We start from the raw sequence: 16,609 nt of genomic DNA, 5'->3' as shown, positions 1-16,609 counted from the left end.
TTAGGTAAGATCCTCGCTTAAAATTTCAAGGAGGTACATCAAAGTGCAAATTCAGAATATTGAGGTTATGCGCAAATATACGCCATTAATCAAGCCTTTTAAAACTGCGTTACGAACCGTTACACAAAGCGAATCGATATTGGTTCGAATGACAGCCAGTGATGGACGAATTGGATGGGGTGAAGCGCCGGCTACCGTTGTAATTACAGGAGACAGTCTTGACAGTATTGAGTCAGCAGTGCTTCACACCTTAGGTCCTGCTATTCAGGGAAGAAGCCTGCTCGCTTACGAGCAGCTACTACAGACAATACATACGGTCATGGTGGGTTCCAGCAGTGCAAAGGCGGCAGTGGATATGGCGATTTACGATTTGCTCGCACAGTACAGTGGTATGCCTCTATATCAATTCCTTGGTGGATATCGGGACCGGATCGAGACGGATTTTACAGTAAGTGTGGGAACGATGGCAGAAATGGCAGATGATGCGGAGCGCTGTGTAGCTGAGGGCTTCAATGTGCTGAAGATTAAAGTGGGGAAAGACCCGATCGAAGAGGACATTGCCAGAATTCAAGAAATTCGCAACCGTGTCGGTAACCAGGTAGGAATCAGGCTGGATGCCAATCAGGGCTGGCAGGTCAAGGAAGCGATCCGCTGTATTCGTAAGCTGGAGGATCTGAACCTGAATATAGAGTTGGTAGAACAGCCCGTGAGAGCGAGTGATCTGACAGGGCTCAAGACCGTAACAGACGCTGTGGATACACTCATTATGGCTGATGAAAGTGTATTCACTCCAAGCCAGGCACTTGAAGTGCTGCAGCACCGTGCTGCGGATTTGATCAATATTAAGCTGATGAAAGCCGGGGGGATCTATAAGGCCCAAATGATTAATCAGCTTGCCGAAGAATACGGTGTAGAGTGTATGGTGGGAAGTATGATTGAATCCAAAGTTGCGGTAACCGCAGCCGCCCATTTTGCAGCCAGCAAGAAAAACATAACAAGGTTTGATTTTGACGCGCCGCTAATGATGGATTGCAGAGATATAAACGGTGGTGTAGTTTATGACGGCAGGGTTATCCGTTTTACGGATGCAGCTGGACTCGGAATTCATGATGTACACATTCAAGAAGGGATGGGGGTAACCGGATGAAACCTTCTGAATACAGACCCGGACTGAAAAAAATGGTAGTGAGTGTCCCGGTTGCAACGGTATGGACTACACCGGAGTCTCCGCGGGCAATGGATATGAACGTGCTGCAAAATAAAGCGGATATGAGAGCTTGGCTCAGCAGTCTGACTCCGGATGAACGGCTGGACTTGTGCACATCAAATCGCACCCAAACCCAGGTTCTATATGCCGAGGAAGTTGTAGTCATAGAGGTGAGGAATGGATGGGCGAACATCCGCATACCTAACCAAGCCACAAGGAAGGATCCGCTCGGATATCCGGGCTGGGTTCCTTATATTCAGCTTACGGAATGGAGCCGTGACATTGCACGTGACAGCGGAGTACGATTAAATGCACAGGTGCAAATCAATTCATATGCGCAGAAGAGCGCTCAGGGGCAAATGAATACGGTGGTGGAAGTTAATGCTCCTGTGCAGAATCAAGAGAAAGATAATACTCACGTGCATGATCATGTTCAAGATAGAGGTACTGATTATATTCATGCTCAGACTCATGAAAATAGGCTGGTACAAGTTTATGCTAAATTTGCCAAGATGGCGCTATTGTTAGAAGATGCAGAAGCTCCGTATTTGGAACTCAGCTATTTAACAAAGCTTCCATTAATAGAAGTGAGAGATACAGAGGTCTATGTTCATTCTCCTCATGGAGTGGGAGTACTCAGCATGAAGGATGTTACCTTCTTAGATCATCATGCCGGAACAGGCTTAGACATAGGAAGCCGCATTGCAGCAGAAGCAAACAGATTTCTGAATTTGGCATATTTGTGGGGAGGATTGTCCTCATATGGCTATGATTGTTCGGGTTTTGCATATAGTATGTATGCATCTCAAGGAATTACCATTCCACGGGATGCTTCAGATCAGGCTCTAGCAGGAACAGAAGCAGTGAGTAATCGGCTGCGTCCGGGAGACCTGCTTTTTTTTGCATATGAAGAAGGAAAAGGACGCATTCATCACGTAGGTATATATATAGGGGACGGCAAAATGATACATTCACCTGATTCGAAGAGCTGTATTGAGGTGGTCGAATTAACAAGTTATAAATTGATTAAGGAGCATTGCGCTTCAAGAAGATATGATGCTTCACTTAACCATTTTATACAATAGAAATGGGGACTTACAATTAGGATTAGTTATAACAATGAAATTAACGAGATGGATCACTATAGATTAAAGCAATTTGTTGATTGGGTGCTGCAACAAAGCGATTCTTCAATCGGAGAGTCGGGCTCGGAGAGCGAAGAGCTGGGCCGTAGAATTAAGGAGACTTGGCGTGAATGCTTGGAAGAATCTCGAATCCGTAAATTAACTCAAGATGTTACTCCTCGGAGTAACTTATTGAATACGGAATTAACTCAAGAAGTTACTCCTCAGACTATCTATATAACTTCGAATCTATTTACAGCTGGTAAGTTAAAGTTCTCCTTATCGAAGGCAGGGATTCGGCAGGAAGCCATCGTATACAGCTTGGAGGATTTCTATGCGGTTGGACCGTTGCGCCATATTGACCAGCAGCAATATGAAACAGAACGTTACATGTGGATGATGAATCATATGGGCTATGATCATTATTTTAGTAACGGATTACATCATATTACAGCAATGAAGCCAATATTTGAGAGCATTCCGGATCATAAACGGATTACAATATGGGCAGAGAGCAATGCGCATGACTATATATTTACATGTTTAGTACTGCATTTGCTTCGCGGAGTACAGGCAGAGGTTCGGGTCTTAAATCCTGCAGAAGAGTATAAGCCTTTACTTGGGAGAAATCCTTTGCCAGATGTCGATAAAAAAGTGGACCACACGGTCTTACATCAGCTCCAAACGAAAGATTTCTCTCAGCTCATACAGAGAACTCAGGGGAATTTGTTATCAGAAGAGGATAGAGCACGATATGCGAGTGAATGGCTGTATATTTCAGGCCGCAGTGAAATGCTGCGCGTATTAATAGAAGGTGAACTCCAGTTTTTGGCGGAAGATGCCTACGATTCTTTAATCATGGAAGTCATTCACGAACAATATAGCCATATTCATATGGTGGATGATAAATATATTTATAACAAGGAATATGTGTCAGCAGGACTATTGATTGAACCTATACTCGAGCGTTATCCTGAATTAACGAGTGCTCATCTGATATCATTTCGGTTTCGATCGTTAATTGCGAATAAGAAGCTTGAATTTGCTGGTGTTCCTAATGAGACTTACCAGTATTATCTGAAGCCTCCTAAGGTATAACATACGTCCTACCGGGAATGGCTGAAATTACATCCCTATTATAGAAAGAGGTGGCATACATGACGGAGCAGCATGTTCATTTAATGTTTGGGATGTCAGAGCAGGGAGTCATGAAAGCTGCATTACATAAAGCGGAAATTCGTCATTCACACAAAGTACTTTCGTTTAATGACTGGTTTGCATATGGCCCACTGTCTGGCATTGATCTTACAGATGGAGAGAATAGCCGTATATCGTGGATGTCCCAGCGATTGTCCAATTATGACAAACTGTATACGTACAATCCCGAGCATCAGATTGGAACAGTCATCAAAGCAATCAAGTCGATTCCGGAGGGAAGCAGAATTACGATCTGGCACGGAGATCACGCACATGATCAGATTGGTTTGCGATTTGCGGTTTATTTGTTACAGGATCGGGAAGTACAGATCGTATTGAATAACGTTGCGGAGGAATACCAAACGCTCTTTTTAAGTGAAGCTAGTGACATAGAGGCTGAGAATAAAATGCCTGTTTTGTTACCTGTAAACCTAGCCCAGCTTAAAAAGGAACATTTTATTCCGATGCTGGGTCGGCTGGAACAGAAGGTCTCTCTAAATAGTGAACAAAGAATCCAGCTCACCAAGGATTGGCAAGATCTCTCTCTGAAGGATTTACCGCTCAGACTATGGGAGAATAATCAGTTTAGATGCAGCGATGAGAACGCACTGGATGATATCATCGATGAAGTTGTAACGGAGCTTGGTTTGCAATTTGATGATCACTACGTTCCTGCTTCCAAGGTTGTGGCTGAGGTGCTTGTTAAGCTTCATCGTTATTATTTGCGCAAGGATTTCTTGGAATTTAGATTACGGTCACTGATTGAAACTAAGAAGCTGCAGTTCAAGGGAGCACCTGGACAACTGCATCGTTATAGTGTAAAGACAGGCTAGGTTCAGGTTCTTCGAGCTCTATAGAACAAGCAGTTATATTGCGCTATGTCTTTCGCATAAGCTAGTACAAATAAGCCTTGGCTTGCGAACTGGCTATAATGAGAGGTGTAGAAGATGGAGTGTAGAACCGGTTGTGGGGCATGCTGTATTGCAGCATCCATATCATCTCCGATTCCAGGGATGCCCGATGGTAAGCCTGCTGGCGTAAGATGCGTTCAGCTGACAGAGGAGAACAAATGCAGGCTGTTTGGCCTTCCCGAGAGGCCCAAGGTATGCAGCAGACTAAAGGCAGAGCCGGCGATGTGCGGTGATACGAATGATGAGGCCTTCAACACGCTGGCGGAATGGGAGAGACGGACTGCACCAGCTCCCAAAATTACAAGAACAAGCTAATATAGGAGGCAGAGCCAGATTCATTGATCTGGCTCTGCCTTTTTGTGTGGATAGTATATTTAGCATACAGCCAAGATCTCAACTCAAGGACGAATGTAAACTCGTACATAATGGAACCAAAACGGGATCCTATTTAGTCTAGTTAATCTAGAAGACTGAATGGAGATGACGACATGAGAAAAAGATTAACTGTGATAACCCTTTTAGCGATTGCTTCCACGATAGGATTAAGTTTAATCAATGTACATGGAGATAGAAGTACTGCCGAGCCGGTTGCATCAAAACATATTAACTACAGGCTTGGAACAACACAAGCCAGGATGCCGATCTATAACAATTTAAGCATGCTTGAGGAATTATCTGATTTCATCGTTGTTGGGCATGTTTCAGGAGAACAGGGAACCTATCAAGTGAAAGCAGGAAATGGAGAAGTAATAGAGGAGCTCGGAAAAACACCGTTCAGCATTGACACAGTGATTAAGGGAAAAGAGATATTAGAAGAAAATAATCGTATAACCGTAATGGAAGATGGCAGATTTCATGAAGGTATATACTATAATTTAGAGGGCTATGTGAAAATGAATGACCTAGATTCGTATTTGTTGTTCTTACGTAATACTGGCGAGAACACGTATGCTATAAACGGTTCATATCAAGGTAAGTTTAACATAAATCAATTGAACAACAATGTATTGGAGTTTGAGTCCTCCCATATTTCTGCAGAACAACTGAAACATGCCGAGTACATAGGAGATGATGTACATCGACATTACTATAATGAACTAAAAGATCAGGTCCGACAGAAATATAGCGGAATGTTAGATTAGAAAAAAAGCTTACACATCAGATATCACGATCCATAACATACGTAATTACGTTACAACCGTCCTTGGTTATTACCGAGGACGGTTGCTTTTTTGTGAGCAACGTCCAGAGGGGAACACTGGACGCAAACACCACCCTAGTGGAATTTTTGGATGACGAACGACTTTCGCAAAGCGACTGGAGAGAGGCAGCCAAAAATGGACCGTCCATATAAACACTTATATTCCGCGCAGCCAGAATCTAAAAGTGATTTAATCAACAACGTCCAGAGGGGAACACTGGACGTAAACACCACCCCGAGTGGAATTTTTGGATGACGAACGACTTTCGCGGAGCGACCGGAGAGAGGCAGCCAAAAATGAAACGTTTGACTTTCGTGAGCGACCGGAGAGAGACAGCCAAAAATGGAACGTTTGAAACGTCCTATTTACAATTATTCATTCTAACTGTTATACTACATATATAACACATACAACAAATGCATCGGAGGTGGAAACAAATCATGATCATTGAGCTTGATATGGAGTCAGATCTGCCTATTTACACACAGCTGACGAATCAGATAATTGAGGGAATTGCGAGCGGGAAGCTGCAGCCGGGAGAAGCATTGCCATCTGTGCGCAGTATGGCGCAGGACATCGGGATTAATCTTCATACCGTTAACAAAGCCTATAATTTGTTGAAGCAGGATCATTACATTCATGTACATCGTCAGAAGGGTGTTGTCGTTAATCCAGACGGGATGCCACAGGTGGATGGCGATTTTGCAGCAAGACAATTGAAGCAGCTTCGTCCCATCATTGCGGAGGCCATTCTTCGTGGGATGACTAGAGATGAATTGGAAGTCATTGTAAACGATATCTATAAGGATATTAAGCCATAGTCAATAATGTAAAGACTGGAAGGAGAGATGAGCATGCAATGGATTCATTTTGTAATGCTTGGAGTTATGTTTTTACCTATCACTCTGCTTATTGCTTTCACGCCTTACTTTACCCGGCGGACAGAAAGCTTTGGAATAACGGTGAGTGAAGAGGTGTTCTACAGCGAACCTTTGAAGAGAATGAGAAGAAATTTTGCAGCTGTCATCATCATTTTGCAGGTAGCCCTTCTCGCTATATGTCTGTGGGGAACGAGCCTTGTTCAGGATTCGGCTAAGCAGGCAACATGGATGATGATCTATATTTTTGGCGTAGTCATTATTCACTTCATCACCTTGTTCTACTTTCACAATAAAATGAAGAGATATAAGGCTGAGCAGCTTCCTGCCTCAATTAAGCCGTCCAAGATGAGCATAGACACTACATTTCGCAAAAAGAAGCTGGTTATATCTAACAAGTGGTACTTCATTCATGTCCTCATTATTATCGGTACCGCTATATTCACTGCCATAAACTACGATCGCTTCCCGGATCAAATTCCGTTTCAGTATGATCTGCAGGGTAATCCGACGACAATTCGGGATAAGAGCCTGGGAACAGTCTATATGCCTGTCATAATGCAGTTGATGATGACCCTCTTGTTTATCTTCATAAACTCTATGATCTATCGCAGCAAACAACAGGTTGATACAGATAACCCTGAGATTTCATTAAGTAAGAACCGAATCTTTCGGATGAGAAACTCTGTTTTTAATGTTATTACTTCCTTGCTGCTGGTGTTGCTGTTCAATTTCATGCAGTTTACCATGTTATATCCTGTGGATGCAGGTGTCATGATGGCGGTCGTTATTGCGGTTGTATGCCTAGTACTTGTCGGTGTAGCGATTCTGTACTTCACAACGGGCCAGGGCGGAAGTCGAGTGAAGCTTCAAGCAGAGCCTTCCTCTCTTGAGCCCTATGGGAACGATGAGAGCTGGAAGCTGGGGATGTTTTATTTTGACCCGAAGGACCCTGCTATCTTTGTGGAAAAAAGAATGGGTTATGGCTGGACGATTAATCATGCAAGGCCGATGGCTTGGTTCTTATTCGTCAGCATTATTGGGACGATCCTGGCGGTGACCTTTCTGATTAGCTGATGATTGAATCGATCTCTCACAAATATTAGATGATAAAAAGACTGGATAAAGAGGCGAGTACTCTTTTTCAGTCTTTTTTTGTATTTAGGCAGATCAAGTGTCATTTCAGCTTGACTTGTCATAAATATGTGATATGGTTATATACATAACTATATAACCATATATCGAACGACGCATGGTGAACAGGTGGTGAGAGTATATTGAGCAAAGGACTAACGGATAACAAACCTATTTTTCAGCAAATCAAGGAAAAGATCGAAGACCAGATCGTGAACGGTGAGATTAAAGAACACGAACAAATTCCATCAACCAATCAACTCGTGCAGTTCTATAAGATTAACCATCTTACGGTTTCGAAAGGGATCAATCTTATGGTCGATGAAGAGATTATTTATAAAAAGAGAGGTGTAGGCATGTTTGTCGCGGAAGGGGCAAGAGAGAAGCTGCTTGAAGGGCGTAAGGGTGCCTTTGCGGATCAATACATCCTGCCGATGCTGCAGGAAGCAGAGAAGCTCGGGATGACAGATCAGGAGCTCATTAAGTTAATTGAACAACGAAGAGCAAGGGGGACGAATTCATGATCATTGAGATGAATCAGCTCGGTCTGAAATATGGGAAGCATGTAGCGCTCGATAATTTATCCCTAAGTTTGGACAGTGGCAAAATATATGGGCTGCTGGGGAGAAACGGTGCGGGTAAGACGACCTTATTAACGATACTCGCATCGTTTAGACGCCAGACACAAGGCACTCTTCGAATTCATGGAGAGAACCCGTATGAGAATGCCAAAATTATGCGTCATGTGGCTTTTGTGTACGAGATGGATTACTCCGCTGAGACGGAAAAAGTAAAAGTGATGCTGGAATCGGCTGAACGCTACAGGCCATACTTCGATATGGATTATGCGTTGTATTTAGCGAAACGCTTCAAGCTTCCACTCGATAAGGGGATGAGCAGTCTGTCCAAGGGGATGCAGTCCGCAGTTAACGTAACGATTGGACTTGCGGCCCGAGCTCCCGTTACTTTATTTGATGAAGCTTATCTAGGAATGGATGCACCGACTAGAGAGCTGTTCTATAAAGAGTTGTTGGAAGATCATGCGAAACATCCTCGGACGATTATCATGTCTACACATCTGGTATCTGAAATGGACTATTTGTTCGAAGAAGTCATTATCATCAACAAAGGACAGCTTGTACTCAAAGAGACTTCAGATGAGCTCTTGTCTCGAAGAGCTACTGTCACAGGAGCAGCTTCCACCGTCGATGCATTTACGAAGGGGATGAAAGTGCTGAATGTACAGCAGTTAGGCGGTACGAAATCAGCAGTCATCTATGGGGAGTTATCACAGGAGCAGCGCCTGACCGCTCAGCAATTGGGGCTGGAGTTAGGGAATGTCCCGCTGCAGGATCTATTCATTCTATTAACGGAGGAGGAAGAATCATGATGGAAATGAAACCTTTTGAGAACAGCAAGAAGATCGCATTCGATTTGTTTTATGTCCAGATGGTTTGGACTCTGTGGTATGTCTCATTCTTATTTGTGGTTCAGTTTATGATGCTTCTCCTTCCCGATTTCATCAAGCTGAACGTATCTGATGCGGAATCCCCAGCCTCCATGTATTTTATGAATTTTGGACTTACTGCATCTAAGACCTACATGCTCGTAATCGGGATTATATCCTCTTATGCTTTCCTGAAGCACTATATTCATCAAGGGGTAACTAGGAAGGATTATTTTGTAGGTTCTACAATAGCTGTCATTCTTCTATCCATCCTTCTCCCGATCCTCATGTGGATCCTTTCAGGAGTTCAGTACTTGATATTGGGATGGGCTGGAATACCCCGTCAAGAATCCGTTGTTATTGGATATGAGATGTTTAGCTTGATGCCGTTTATAATATTTACATTGCAGTTTCTAGTTTATTATTTAGCAGGATGGATGGTTTCTATGAGCTTTTATCGCTTTGGCTTCTTCGGCGGGATGCTATCGATTCCCGTAGGACTCGCTGGTCTCATCCTCCTTGATATGGTGTGGGGCGGCGGTGATGCAGAGGAGCTGCTGTCTGACTGGATTCCTATCTACCCTATAGAGCTGACGACGACAACGGCGATGCTTACTTCATTGGTCCTTGCTGCTGTGTTTATCCTCCTCCACCGATTGATATCCCGAAACATCGTAATCAAAATTAAGTAACTTGTCGTGTGTAACAAGAACACTTCAACCATCATAAATGAAAAAAAAGAACGCTGGTTATTCTCACTCGAAGTGAGAATAAACCAGCGTTCTTTGTATAAATTATCTGGATTGATCGTGAATAACACGTTCAATCTGACGAGCAATATGCTCTGTGCCTTGAGCAATATCCGCCCGGTCAAAGTATAGCTTGACATGACGCTCATCCAAATCGAAAGCCTGTTCAAAAAATCCTCCAAGCCCACGTGCCCTGCGGTCAACCTCTACGAGCACATGAACACCGTCTTGATCCAGATTCATCATGAGCTCGAGCTCTTTAACGCGTCCAGAGAAGGAGCTGCTCGGGTAATATTCAAACTCTTGTACAAAAGGAACGCCGCGGCCAAGTCTGGAAGCATGCTCACAGGATGAAGTTTTGTATCGGAAGCCGAGGTGTTCTACCGCTTCAAAAATAGCTGACATATAATGATGCGGTTCAACTTGAATCGAATCATGGTCTTTTGGATCAATCGCCATCTCAATATCAAGACCTGTACTCAGCCATACCGGCTGACGATTATATGTTACCGGTGTTTCGAGCGGAAGTGGGAAGGAGAATGGAATTTCCAGCTGCTCGTTACTCTCAATCCGAAGGTTCTTAGATACGTTGAATTTGGCAAGTGTATAGTTATAGTCTACTTTCCGGTCATCCTGTTCACGAATGTAGCGGGTCATCAGCTGAATATAAATTTTCTCTATTTCTTGTTCAACGCTGCCGCCTTTTATGCGAACAACACCTTTGACCGTTTCACCCGGTACATAAGATGTTTTTTCCAACAGCGTGTCAATTTCTGCAGCCCCAATTCCGACCTTGGCCAGCATTTTATTAAAAAACGACATAGAATAAGCAGCCTCCTTATAAATTCATGCATTACTCTTCCATATACGCAGCATAAGTAAGAGTAGTTTCGTTAAGATGGAATAAATTTCGTATCAATCATTTTATTTTCCCTTTTTTTTAAGCTATACTGCTATAAGAGCCTGTTAACGAATATGGAGTATCGTGCAGGCTAGGAGAAGTCATATCTGTGATCTGTAAATGCTCACGGAATGCAGGAGTAACGGAGGAATTGTTATGCAGCTAATAAATATAGCCATGGTGCAGGAGCAGCTTGACCGGTACGCGAACGAAGATCTGTATCTTCATATGGAAATGACGATGGGTGCTTATGCAGCCCATAATGATAGCTCGAAGCATCCAGCCGCGAATTTTATCAAGAACGTTCCGGTGAGATACAGTAAGGGAACCATTGTCGGCGATACCTACTATAGAGTTGGCTTGAAGACGAAGGAAGGCTGGGTTTATACAGAAGGTTTGACGCATTGGGAAGAAAATGAAGAAGGACGCATACTGCTGGCAGGTCATGACAAAGAAGGCCGATTGATCGTATCTTTGCTGCTCAGTAGAACGTTGTTTTAAGGAAGTGGGGTTCTTATGACACAAAATATATTAGTTGTACTTCCGCATCCGGATGACGAATCTTTTGGAATGTCGGGAACACTGGCGAAATTTGCAAGCGAAGGAGCACAGGTTACATATGCTTGTCTCACACTCGGGGAAATGGCGCGGAATATGGGAAATCCTCCAATAGCCAACCGTGTCACGCTGCCGGAGATTCGCAAGGAAGAGCTGAAGCAATCCTGTAGAGCCATCGGAATTCAAGATTTACGGATGCTCGGCTTCCATGACAAAACGATTGAGTTCGAAGACCGTGATCTGCTGGATGGAGCGATTTCTGCACTGATTGAAGAATTAAATCCTTCGATTGTATTTACATTTTATCCAGGCTATAGTGTTCATCCGGATCATGATGCAACGGGTGCAGCGGTTGTCAGAGTAGTTGAAGCAATGGATCGGGATCGGAGACCTGTTGTGCAATGCCTGGCGTTCTCCAACGGTCACAAGGAAGCTATCGGTGAACCGGATGTATTCTATGACATTCAGAAATTTAAGCTGAATAAGGTACAGTCCATCGCAGCACACAGCTCACAGTTCCGTATCTTATCAGGTGAGTCGCTTCTCAAGGACAAGCAATTTGCAGATCGGCTGATGACGGAATACTTTTGGACGTACCCTTTAAAATAGTGCTGAGGATATAACGAATACTCACGCTTATACGGATAATAAGGAAAATAGCCAATCCCTTAATTATAACAAGGGATTGGCTATTTTTTAAACTTTTTTATTCTGCTTGCAGATGGCTCCATTTCTTCACTTCAACAGGTGAAGCCTCAATGGTCAGCTTCGTACCATCCTCTTCATAAAGAACCGTTTCGACATTCGCATGCTCATGGAAATAGGAGAGCAGATGTCCTTGGTCATATGGAATGTTTAGCGCCACTCGCTCATAATGCCCAAACAGCTGCTCCTTAATGGCATCTTCCAGCTGGTCGAGTCCTTGACCTGTTTTGGCCGATACAAAGACAGCTGGCCTACGAACCTGTATTTCCTTCATCAATTCGCTGCTGAGGTCGATTTTGTTATAGACATAGACGACCGGGATTTTATCGGCACCGAGATCCTTCAATGTTTGATTGGTCACTTCAATGAGCTGCTCGGCATCGGAATTACTCGCGTCTACAACATGCAGGAGCAGATCGGATTCAAGCACCTCTTCAAGTGTAGAACGAAAAGCCTTTACAAGATGATGCGGCAGCTTGCTAACAAATCCAACTGTGTCGGTGAGAAGAAATCTCTTACGATCTGGAAGTGAGATTTGTCTTACCGAAGTCTGCAAGGTGGCAAAGAGCATATCCTTAGCCAGTACAGCCTTGTCACTTGCAGCATCGTATTTATCAAGCATGGCATTCATGAGACTGGATTTGCCTGTATTCGTATAGCCGACCAGGCTCACGACCGGCATTTCTGTCTTTTGGCGGCGACGGCGCTGCGTTTGGCGCTGGGAAACGAGCAGCTCCAGTTCACGGTTCAGCTCTGTAATCTTCTCTTCGATCCGTCTTTGGCTTAGCTCCAGCTTGGTTTCTCCTGAACCTCTGTTCTTCGTGCCGACCCCGCCGCGCTGTCTGCCTGAGGAAGAGCTGATTCCGGACAATCTTGGGAGTACATATTGAAGCCTAGCCAGCTCTACCTGGAGCTGGGATTCTCTAGATCTCGCACGCTCGGCAAAGATATTCAGGATTAGTGTTGTCCGGTCCAGCACAGCCGCATCCAGTCTCTTCTCCAGATTGCGAACCTGAGAAGGAGAGAGCTCATCATTAAAGATCACAATGGTGGTCTCCAGCATCTTCAGCAGATCAGAGAGCTCCTCAATCTTGCCGCTGCCTATATAGTGAGCCGGGTGAATTCGCTCAGCCTTCTGTGTAAGCACGGCTGCGACCTCGATGTCGCAAGCGTTAGCCAGATTACCAAGCTCCTCCATGGAGTGCTCGAAATCCTCTTGGCCGTTCATTTGTAGTCCTATAATTACTGCTTTATCTTTAAATGGTTGTGTCATACCATCGTCCTCCTTATGATTACACCTGAAATATAAAAAAACACAGGCTAAACCTTCTGCCTGTGTACAGGTTCAAGAGAACTCGGAGTTACAACGGGAATACAGCCAGGTAGTGTCCTAGAATCACAGCGCGCAATCGGCATGGTAAAGGGCACACCCGTTTATTTGTATAAGAAAAAAGGCCAGGGATCTCACTCCTGTCCTCTTCGTCTATCTTCTGTGAAATACCAGCGTATGGATAGATCGAATCCGAGTTCTCTGCCTTACACATAAGAGCAGAGTCTTTGCCTATTTAGTTAAGGGCAAAAGAAAATCTAACTCGAATCCAATTAATCATAGCGGTATCCCTCCGTTCCTAAAGTTAACGCTATCTTAGCATAGCTGTATACATAATTCAATGGGCATGCGTTGACTATAACTGTTTTCTACCAGTTAAGCTGTTGATCTGTCGTTGAACCTGGGCTTATTGCATATACATCTATAAAGAGGAGCGTGATGATGAGATGATAGATCAAATGGAGCGTTATTTTGAGCTGAAGAAGCTGAAGAAAGATATAGATGATGAGCTGTCGAGCCTGCGCCTGGAGATGATTGATCATCTTACAGCAGAGAATGCGGTCCGCATGGAGCATGGAGAATATGAAGCCAGGATCGTTGTCCAGAACAGGAAGGAATACGATGACGAACTGCTATATAAAGCATTGCCAGATCCAGAGGTGTGGAAGCTTCTGTCGAAGGCGGATACTGGGAAAATAGCAAGTCTGATTAAACTCGGAGTCCTCTCCGAGGAAGGCATTTCACACACGTATGAGACACGAAGAACAGAGCTGCTGATCGTGAACAAAAAATAGCTGGAGTGATTATGAAATCGATTCATGTATGTTACGATATATAGAAGCACATGACAGTGAAGGGCGGTATGACAAAGACAGGCTATGAAAAACGTGTTAGTTACTGGATACCGGGCCAATGAGCTCGGCATCTTCAATCAGAAGCACCCGGGTATTCCTTATATTAAGCAAGCGATCCGATCCAAGCTGATTACGCTTATTGAGGAAGGCGCCGAGTGGATTATCACCCCGGGTCAGTATGGTGTAGATCTGTGGGCATGCGAGGTTGTCATTGAACTAAAGAAAGAATACCCGCAGCTAAAGCTGTCCATTATATCTGCATTTATGAATCCGGAAGAGAAATGGTCTGATGACAAGAAGGAGTATTACGAAGATATATTAAGAAATGTTGATTATTATGGTATTGTCAGCAAGCAGCCCTATGCGGGTCCTTGGCAGTTTGCGGCGAGAGACGAGCTTCTCTTTCGGAAGACGGATCATATTCTACTGGTTTATGATGAAGATAATGGTCCCGGCAGTCCGCGTTATATTAAAGAAAAAGCGCTTAAAAAGCATCAAGCGGACGGCTACGGCATGACCCTGATCTACTCGGAGGATATTCAAAATATAGCAGACGAGATGAGCGCTTCCATACTGACAGAGGATGGGCAGGGCGAGGATAATGATTGGATGTGAATATATAATTTAGCAAGCGTAGAACACCCTTTTATTGACACTGATAATCATTATCGTTTACTATATTTTTATACTTGTCTATCATATGGAGGGTGTTCACATGTTGATTCAAATAAGAGCAATTACCGTTAAAGAAGGCTTCAGCGATGCTGTCGTTGAGCGTTTTGGCCAGCCTGGCGGTCCAATGACAGAAATTCCTGGATTTATTGACCGTACGGTGATGGTGAAGAAGAACCGCAAGAAGGACGAAGAGGTAGAAGAGGTTGTCGTCATGATCCGCTGGGAGTCGGAGGATGCCTGGAAGGCTTGGGAGAAGAGCCCTGCTCATATTGCAGGACATCGGAACAGCCGGAATCAAGAGAAGCCGGATTATCTGCTGGAGACGAAAGTATCTATGTACGACGTGAAAGCGACGGTTGCTGAATAATATTTTACCGGCATTCACGATATGTAAATTGATTCTTACTATATTGTGTCTCCCTTTCTATTAATATGTTAAAATCAACCACATATGATATTTATAGGTGGGGTGATCTATTGACGATTTTATGGGAGAACATCATAATAACTCTATTGGTAATTCTTATTCCAATCGCAATTATACTAGGTATTGCAGTATACCTGTTTCGTTCGCGCAAACGTCGTTGAATTTTTCAATGCATAATGAATTAAAAGTCAGTTGGAGAACTCATTCAGTCTAAGGATTGATCGGGTTCTTTTTGCTAAAGGAGGGCTAATCAAGTGATTGAAATAACGGTATCTCAAGATGGCACGGCTGACTTTACTTCAATTCAGGAAGCGATTGATCATCTTCCCCATCTTAGAGCCGGGAGCTCTGAGTGCTGCACCATCTATATAAGAGCAGGCATTTATCATGAGAAGATTCATTTAAGTCATCCGGGTATTAATCTTGTAGGCGAGGGTGCGGAAGACACCATCATTACATACGGAGATTATGCACGCAAGTTATTCCCGGACGGCAGTCCGTACCACACGTTTCATACATATACACTCTTAATTTCCAGTGATGATGTAACGGTCAGCCATCTGACTATAGAGAACAGTGCAGGAAGTGGAGAGGCGATCGGACAAGCCATCGCGGCCTATGTGGATGGTGATCGGGTTTCTTTTTACCATTGTCGAATGCTTGGACATCAGGACACTCTGTTTACGGGGCCGCTTCCGGAACAGCCGATCGATCGAGGCAGCTTTGGAGGTCCGCGTGACATTTTCCCGAGACGCCCTGTTCGTCAATATTATGAGTCCTGTTATATCGAGGGAGATGTTGATTTTATTTTTGGTTCGGCGACGGCGGTCTTTGTTGAATGCGAGGTCTGCTCCAAGCGCAGAAATGTAAATGGAGATGGAATCATGGAGGGTACAGCTCCTGGATATATAACTGCAGCATCGACGGCGAGAGACGTGAATTTCGGATATGTATTCTGGAACTGCACCTTAACAGGTAATGCAGAGCCAAAGTCAGTGTACCTAGGCAGACCCTGGCGTGAATATGCCAAAACGACATTTATAAACTGTGATCTCGGGCAGCATATTCACCCGGCAGGCTGGCACAATTGGGGGAAGCTGGAGCGAGAGCAGACGGTAGGCTATGCGGAGTATGGCAGTCATGGTCCCGGCACAGAGGGTGATAGAGTCGAATGGGCTAATGAACTTAAACCAGAGCAGCTTCATACCTATTCACCAGCTGAGGTTCTACAGGGGAATGACGGTTGGAATCCGGCTCTGAAGAAGAGTTAAACAACTGAGGCGGCAGAAAAATTCTGCTTTTGTACATCC

Annotated in this window: 19 protein-coding genes; 17 read left to right on the top strand and 2 right to left on the bottom strand. The window is 44.1% G+C overall.

The window, feature by feature from the left end; translation table 11 throughout:
- Positions 1 to 43 precede the first annotated feature (43 nt).
- The 11 genes from PUW25_RS15085 to PUW25_RS15035 all read left to right on the top strand — a co-directional run bounded on the left by PUW25_RS15085 (position 44) and on the right by PUW25_RS15035 (position 9,792).
- Positions 44 to 1,147 (top strand): dipeptide epimerase, encoded by a 1,104-nt coding sequence (locus PUW25_RS15085; RefSeq protein WP_047910467.1) that lies wholly within the window; start codon positions 44 to 46, stop codon positions 1,145 to 1,147.
- On the top strand, positions 1,144 to 2,292 hold the full coding sequence (locus PUW25_RS15080; RefSeq protein WP_274337269.1) for a C40 family peptidase: 1,149 nt from the start codon (positions 1,144 to 1,146) through the stop codon (positions 2,290 to 2,292). Before PUW25_RS15085 ends, PUW25_RS15080 begins: the two co-directional genes overlap by 4 nt.
- Before the next feature lie 48 nt (positions 2,293 to 2,340).
- Entirely contained in the window at positions 2,341 to 3,429 is a 1,089-nt protein-coding gene (locus PUW25_RS15075) for a DUF1835 domain-containing protein (RefSeq protein ID WP_047910466.1), read from the top strand.
- Between the two features lie 59 nt (positions 3,430 to 3,488).
- Positions 3,489 to 4,361, top strand: coding sequence for a DUF1835 domain-containing protein (locus PUW25_RS15070; RefSeq protein WP_047910465.1), 873 nt, complete (start codon positions 3,489 to 3,491; stop codon positions 4,359 to 4,361).
- 114 nt (positions 4,362 to 4,475) lie between these two features.
- Positions 4,476 to 4,754 carry a YkgJ family cysteine cluster protein gene (locus PUW25_RS15065; RefSeq protein ID WP_047910464.1) on the top strand — a complete coding sequence of 93 codons (279 nt, stop codon included), beginning with the start codon at positions 4,476 to 4,478 and terminating at the stop codon, positions 4,752 to 4,754.
- Between the two features lie 173 nt (positions 4,755 to 4,927).
- On the top strand, positions 4,928 to 5,581 hold the full coding sequence (locus tag PUW25_RS15060; RefSeq protein ID WP_047910463.1) for a hypothetical protein: 654 nt from the start codon (positions 4,928 to 4,930) through the stop codon (positions 5,579 to 5,581).
- A gap of 500 nt (positions 5,582 to 6,081) precedes the next feature.
- Positions 6,082 to 6,462, top strand: coding sequence for a GntR family transcriptional regulator (locus PUW25_RS15055; protein WP_047910462.1), 381 nt, complete (start codon positions 6,082 to 6,084; stop codon positions 6,460 to 6,462).
- A 33-nt stretch (positions 6,463 to 6,495) separates the two neighbouring features.
- Complete coding sequence (locus tag PUW25_RS15050; RefSeq protein WP_047910461.1) at positions 6,496 to 7,596, top strand: DUF1648 domain-containing protein; 1,101 nt, start codon at positions 6,496 to 6,498, stop codon at positions 7,594 to 7,596.
- Between the two features lie 200 nt (positions 7,597 to 7,796).
- Positions 7,797 to 8,177, top strand: a complete 381-nt coding sequence (locus tag PUW25_RS15045) for a GntR family transcriptional regulator (RefSeq protein ID WP_047910460.1) — start codon at positions 7,797 to 7,799, stop codon at positions 8,175 to 8,177.
- Positions 8,174 to 9,043: an ATP-binding cassette domain-containing protein gene (locus PUW25_RS15040; RefSeq protein ID WP_047910459.1), complete on the top strand. Its 870-nt coding sequence runs from the start codon at positions 8,174 to 8,176 to the stop codon at positions 9,041 to 9,043. The genes PUW25_RS15045 and PUW25_RS15040 overlap by 4 nt, the downstream gene beginning before the upstream one ends.
- Complete coding sequence (locus tag PUW25_RS15035) at positions 9,040 to 9,792, top strand: hypothetical protein (RefSeq protein WP_047910458.1); 753 nt, start codon at positions 9,040 to 9,042, stop codon at positions 9,790 to 9,792. Before PUW25_RS15040 ends, PUW25_RS15035 begins: the two co-directional genes overlap by 4 nt.
- A 102-nt stretch (positions 9,793 to 9,894) precedes the next feature.
- Here the strand turns inward: PUW25_RS15035 and PUW25_RS15030 are convergent, their stop codons facing one another.
- Positions 9,895 to 10,671 carry a sporulation protein gene (locus PUW25_RS15030; RefSeq protein ID WP_047910457.1) on the bottom strand — a complete coding sequence of 259 codons (777 nt, stop codon included), beginning with the start codon at positions 10,669 to 10,671 and terminating at the stop codon, positions 9,895 to 9,897.
- 235 nt (positions 10,672 to 10,906) lie between these two features.
- Here PUW25_RS15030 and PUW25_RS15025 point away from each other — a divergent pair, with 235 nt between their 5' ends.
- Both PUW25_RS15025 and bshB2 read left to right on the top strand, forming a co-directional pair.
- Entirely contained in the window at positions 10,907 to 11,251 is a 345-nt protein-coding gene (locus tag PUW25_RS15025; RefSeq protein WP_047910456.1) for a YojF family protein, read from the top strand.
- 15 nt (positions 11,252 to 11,266) lie between these two features.
- Positions 11,267 to 11,917 (top strand): bacillithiol biosynthesis deacetylase BshB2, encoded by a 651-nt coding sequence (gene bshB2 / locus PUW25_RS15020; RefSeq protein WP_047910455.1) that lies wholly within the window; start codon positions 11,267 to 11,269, stop codon positions 11,915 to 11,917.
- A gap of 97 nt (positions 11,918 to 12,014) precedes the next feature.
- Here the strand turns inward: bshB2 and hflX are convergent, their stop codons facing one another.
- Entirely contained in the window at positions 12,015 to 13,286 is a 1,272-nt protein-coding gene (gene hflX, locus PUW25_RS15015; RefSeq protein WP_047910454.1) for a GTPase HflX, read from the bottom strand.
- A 503-nt stretch (positions 13,287 to 13,789) separates the two neighbouring features.
- Between hflX and PUW25_RS15010 the strand changes: the two genes are divergently transcribed.
- The 4 genes from PUW25_RS15010 (at position 13,790) to PUW25_RS14995 (ending at position 16,570) form a co-directional block, all read left to right on the top strand.
- Positions 13,790 to 14,137: a hypothetical protein gene (locus PUW25_RS15010; protein WP_047910453.1), complete on the top strand. Its 348-nt coding sequence runs from the start codon at positions 13,790 to 13,792 to the stop codon at positions 14,135 to 14,137.
- A gap of 84 nt (positions 14,138 to 14,221) precedes the next feature.
- The gene (locus PUW25_RS15005; RefSeq protein ID WP_047910452.1) at positions 14,222 to 14,812 is read left to right on the top strand and encodes an SLOG family protein; all 591 of its coding nucleotides are present in this window, start codon (positions 14,222 to 14,224) and stop codon (positions 14,810 to 14,812) included.
- A 100-nt stretch (positions 14,813 to 14,912) separates the two neighbouring features.
- On the top strand, positions 14,913 to 15,239 hold the full coding sequence (locus PUW25_RS15000) for an antibiotic biosynthesis monooxygenase family protein (protein WP_047910451.1): 327 nt from the start codon (positions 14,913 to 14,915) through the stop codon (positions 15,237 to 15,239).
- 314 nt (positions 15,240 to 15,553) lie between these two features.
- Positions 15,554 to 16,570, top strand: coding sequence for a pectinesterase family protein (locus tag PUW25_RS14995; RefSeq protein WP_202964129.1), 1,017 nt, complete (start codon positions 15,554 to 15,556; stop codon positions 16,568 to 16,570).
- The last annotated feature ends 39 nt before the right edge of the window (positions 16,571 to 16,609 follow it).

This window comes from Paenibacillus urinalis (assembly GCF_028747985.1).
Lineage (GTDB): Bacteria > Bacillota > Bacilli > Paenibacillales > Paenibacillaceae > Paenibacillus > Paenibacillus urinalis.
Note: the sequence above shows the minus strand (reverse complement) of the source record. Positions and strands in the feature narration are given on the sequence as shown.

Coding starts and splice junctions, on each gene's coding strand:
- PUW25_RS15080 (WP_274337269.1), top strand. CDS start 1,144: ATGAAACCTTCTGAATACAGACCCGGACTGAAAAAAATGGTAGTGAGT.
- PUW25_RS15075 (WP_047910466.1), top strand. CDS start 2,341: ATGGATCACTATAGATTAAAGCAATTTGTTGATTGGGTGCTGCAACAA.
- PUW25_RS15070 (WP_047910465.1), top strand. CDS start 3,489: ATGACGGAGCAGCATGTTCATTTAATGTTTGGGATGTCAGAGCAGGGA.
- PUW25_RS15065 (WP_047910464.1), top strand. CDS start 4,476: ATGGAGTGTAGAACCGGTTGTGGGGCATGCTGTATTGCAGCATCCATA.
- PUW25_RS15060 (WP_047910463.1), top strand. CDS start 4,928: ATGAGAAAAAGATTAACTGTGATAACCCTTTTAGCGATTGCTTCCACG.
- PUW25_RS15055 (WP_047910462.1), top strand. CDS start 6,082: ATGATCATTGAGCTTGATATGGAGTCAGATCTGCCTATTTACACACAG.
- PUW25_RS15050 (WP_047910461.1), top strand. CDS start 6,496: ATGCAATGGATTCATTTTGTAATGCTTGGAGTTATGTTTTTACCTATC.
- PUW25_RS15040 (WP_047910459.1), top strand. CDS start 8,174: ATGATCATTGAGATGAATCAGCTCGGTCTGAAATATGGGAAGCATGTA.
- PUW25_RS15035 (WP_047910458.1), top strand. CDS start 9,040: ATGATGGAAATGAAACCTTTTGAGAACAGCAAGAAGATCGCATTCGAT.
- PUW25_RS15030 (WP_047910457.1), bottom strand. CDS start 10,671: ATGTCGTTTTTTAATAAAATGCTGGCCAAGGTCGGAATTGGGGCTGCA.
- PUW25_RS15025 (WP_047910456.1), top strand. CDS start 10,907: ATGCAGCTAATAAATATAGCCATGGTGCAGGAGCAGCTTGACCGGTAC.
- bshB2 (WP_047910455.1), top strand. CDS start 11,267: ATGACACAAAATATATTAGTTGTACTTCCGCATCCGGATGACGAATCT.
- hflX (WP_047910454.1), bottom strand. CDS start 13,286: ATGACACAACCATTTAAAGATAAAGCAGTAATTATAGGACTACAAATG.
- PUW25_RS15010 (WP_047910453.1), top strand. CDS start 13,790: ATGATAGATCAAATGGAGCGTTATTTTGAGCTGAAGAAGCTGAAGAAA.
- PUW25_RS15005 (WP_047910452.1), top strand. CDS start 14,222: ATGAAAAACGTGTTAGTTACTGGATACCGGGCCAATGAGCTCGGCATC.
- PUW25_RS15000 (WP_047910451.1), top strand. CDS start 14,913: ATGTTGATTCAAATAAGAGCAATTACCGTTAAAGAAGGCTTCAGCGAT.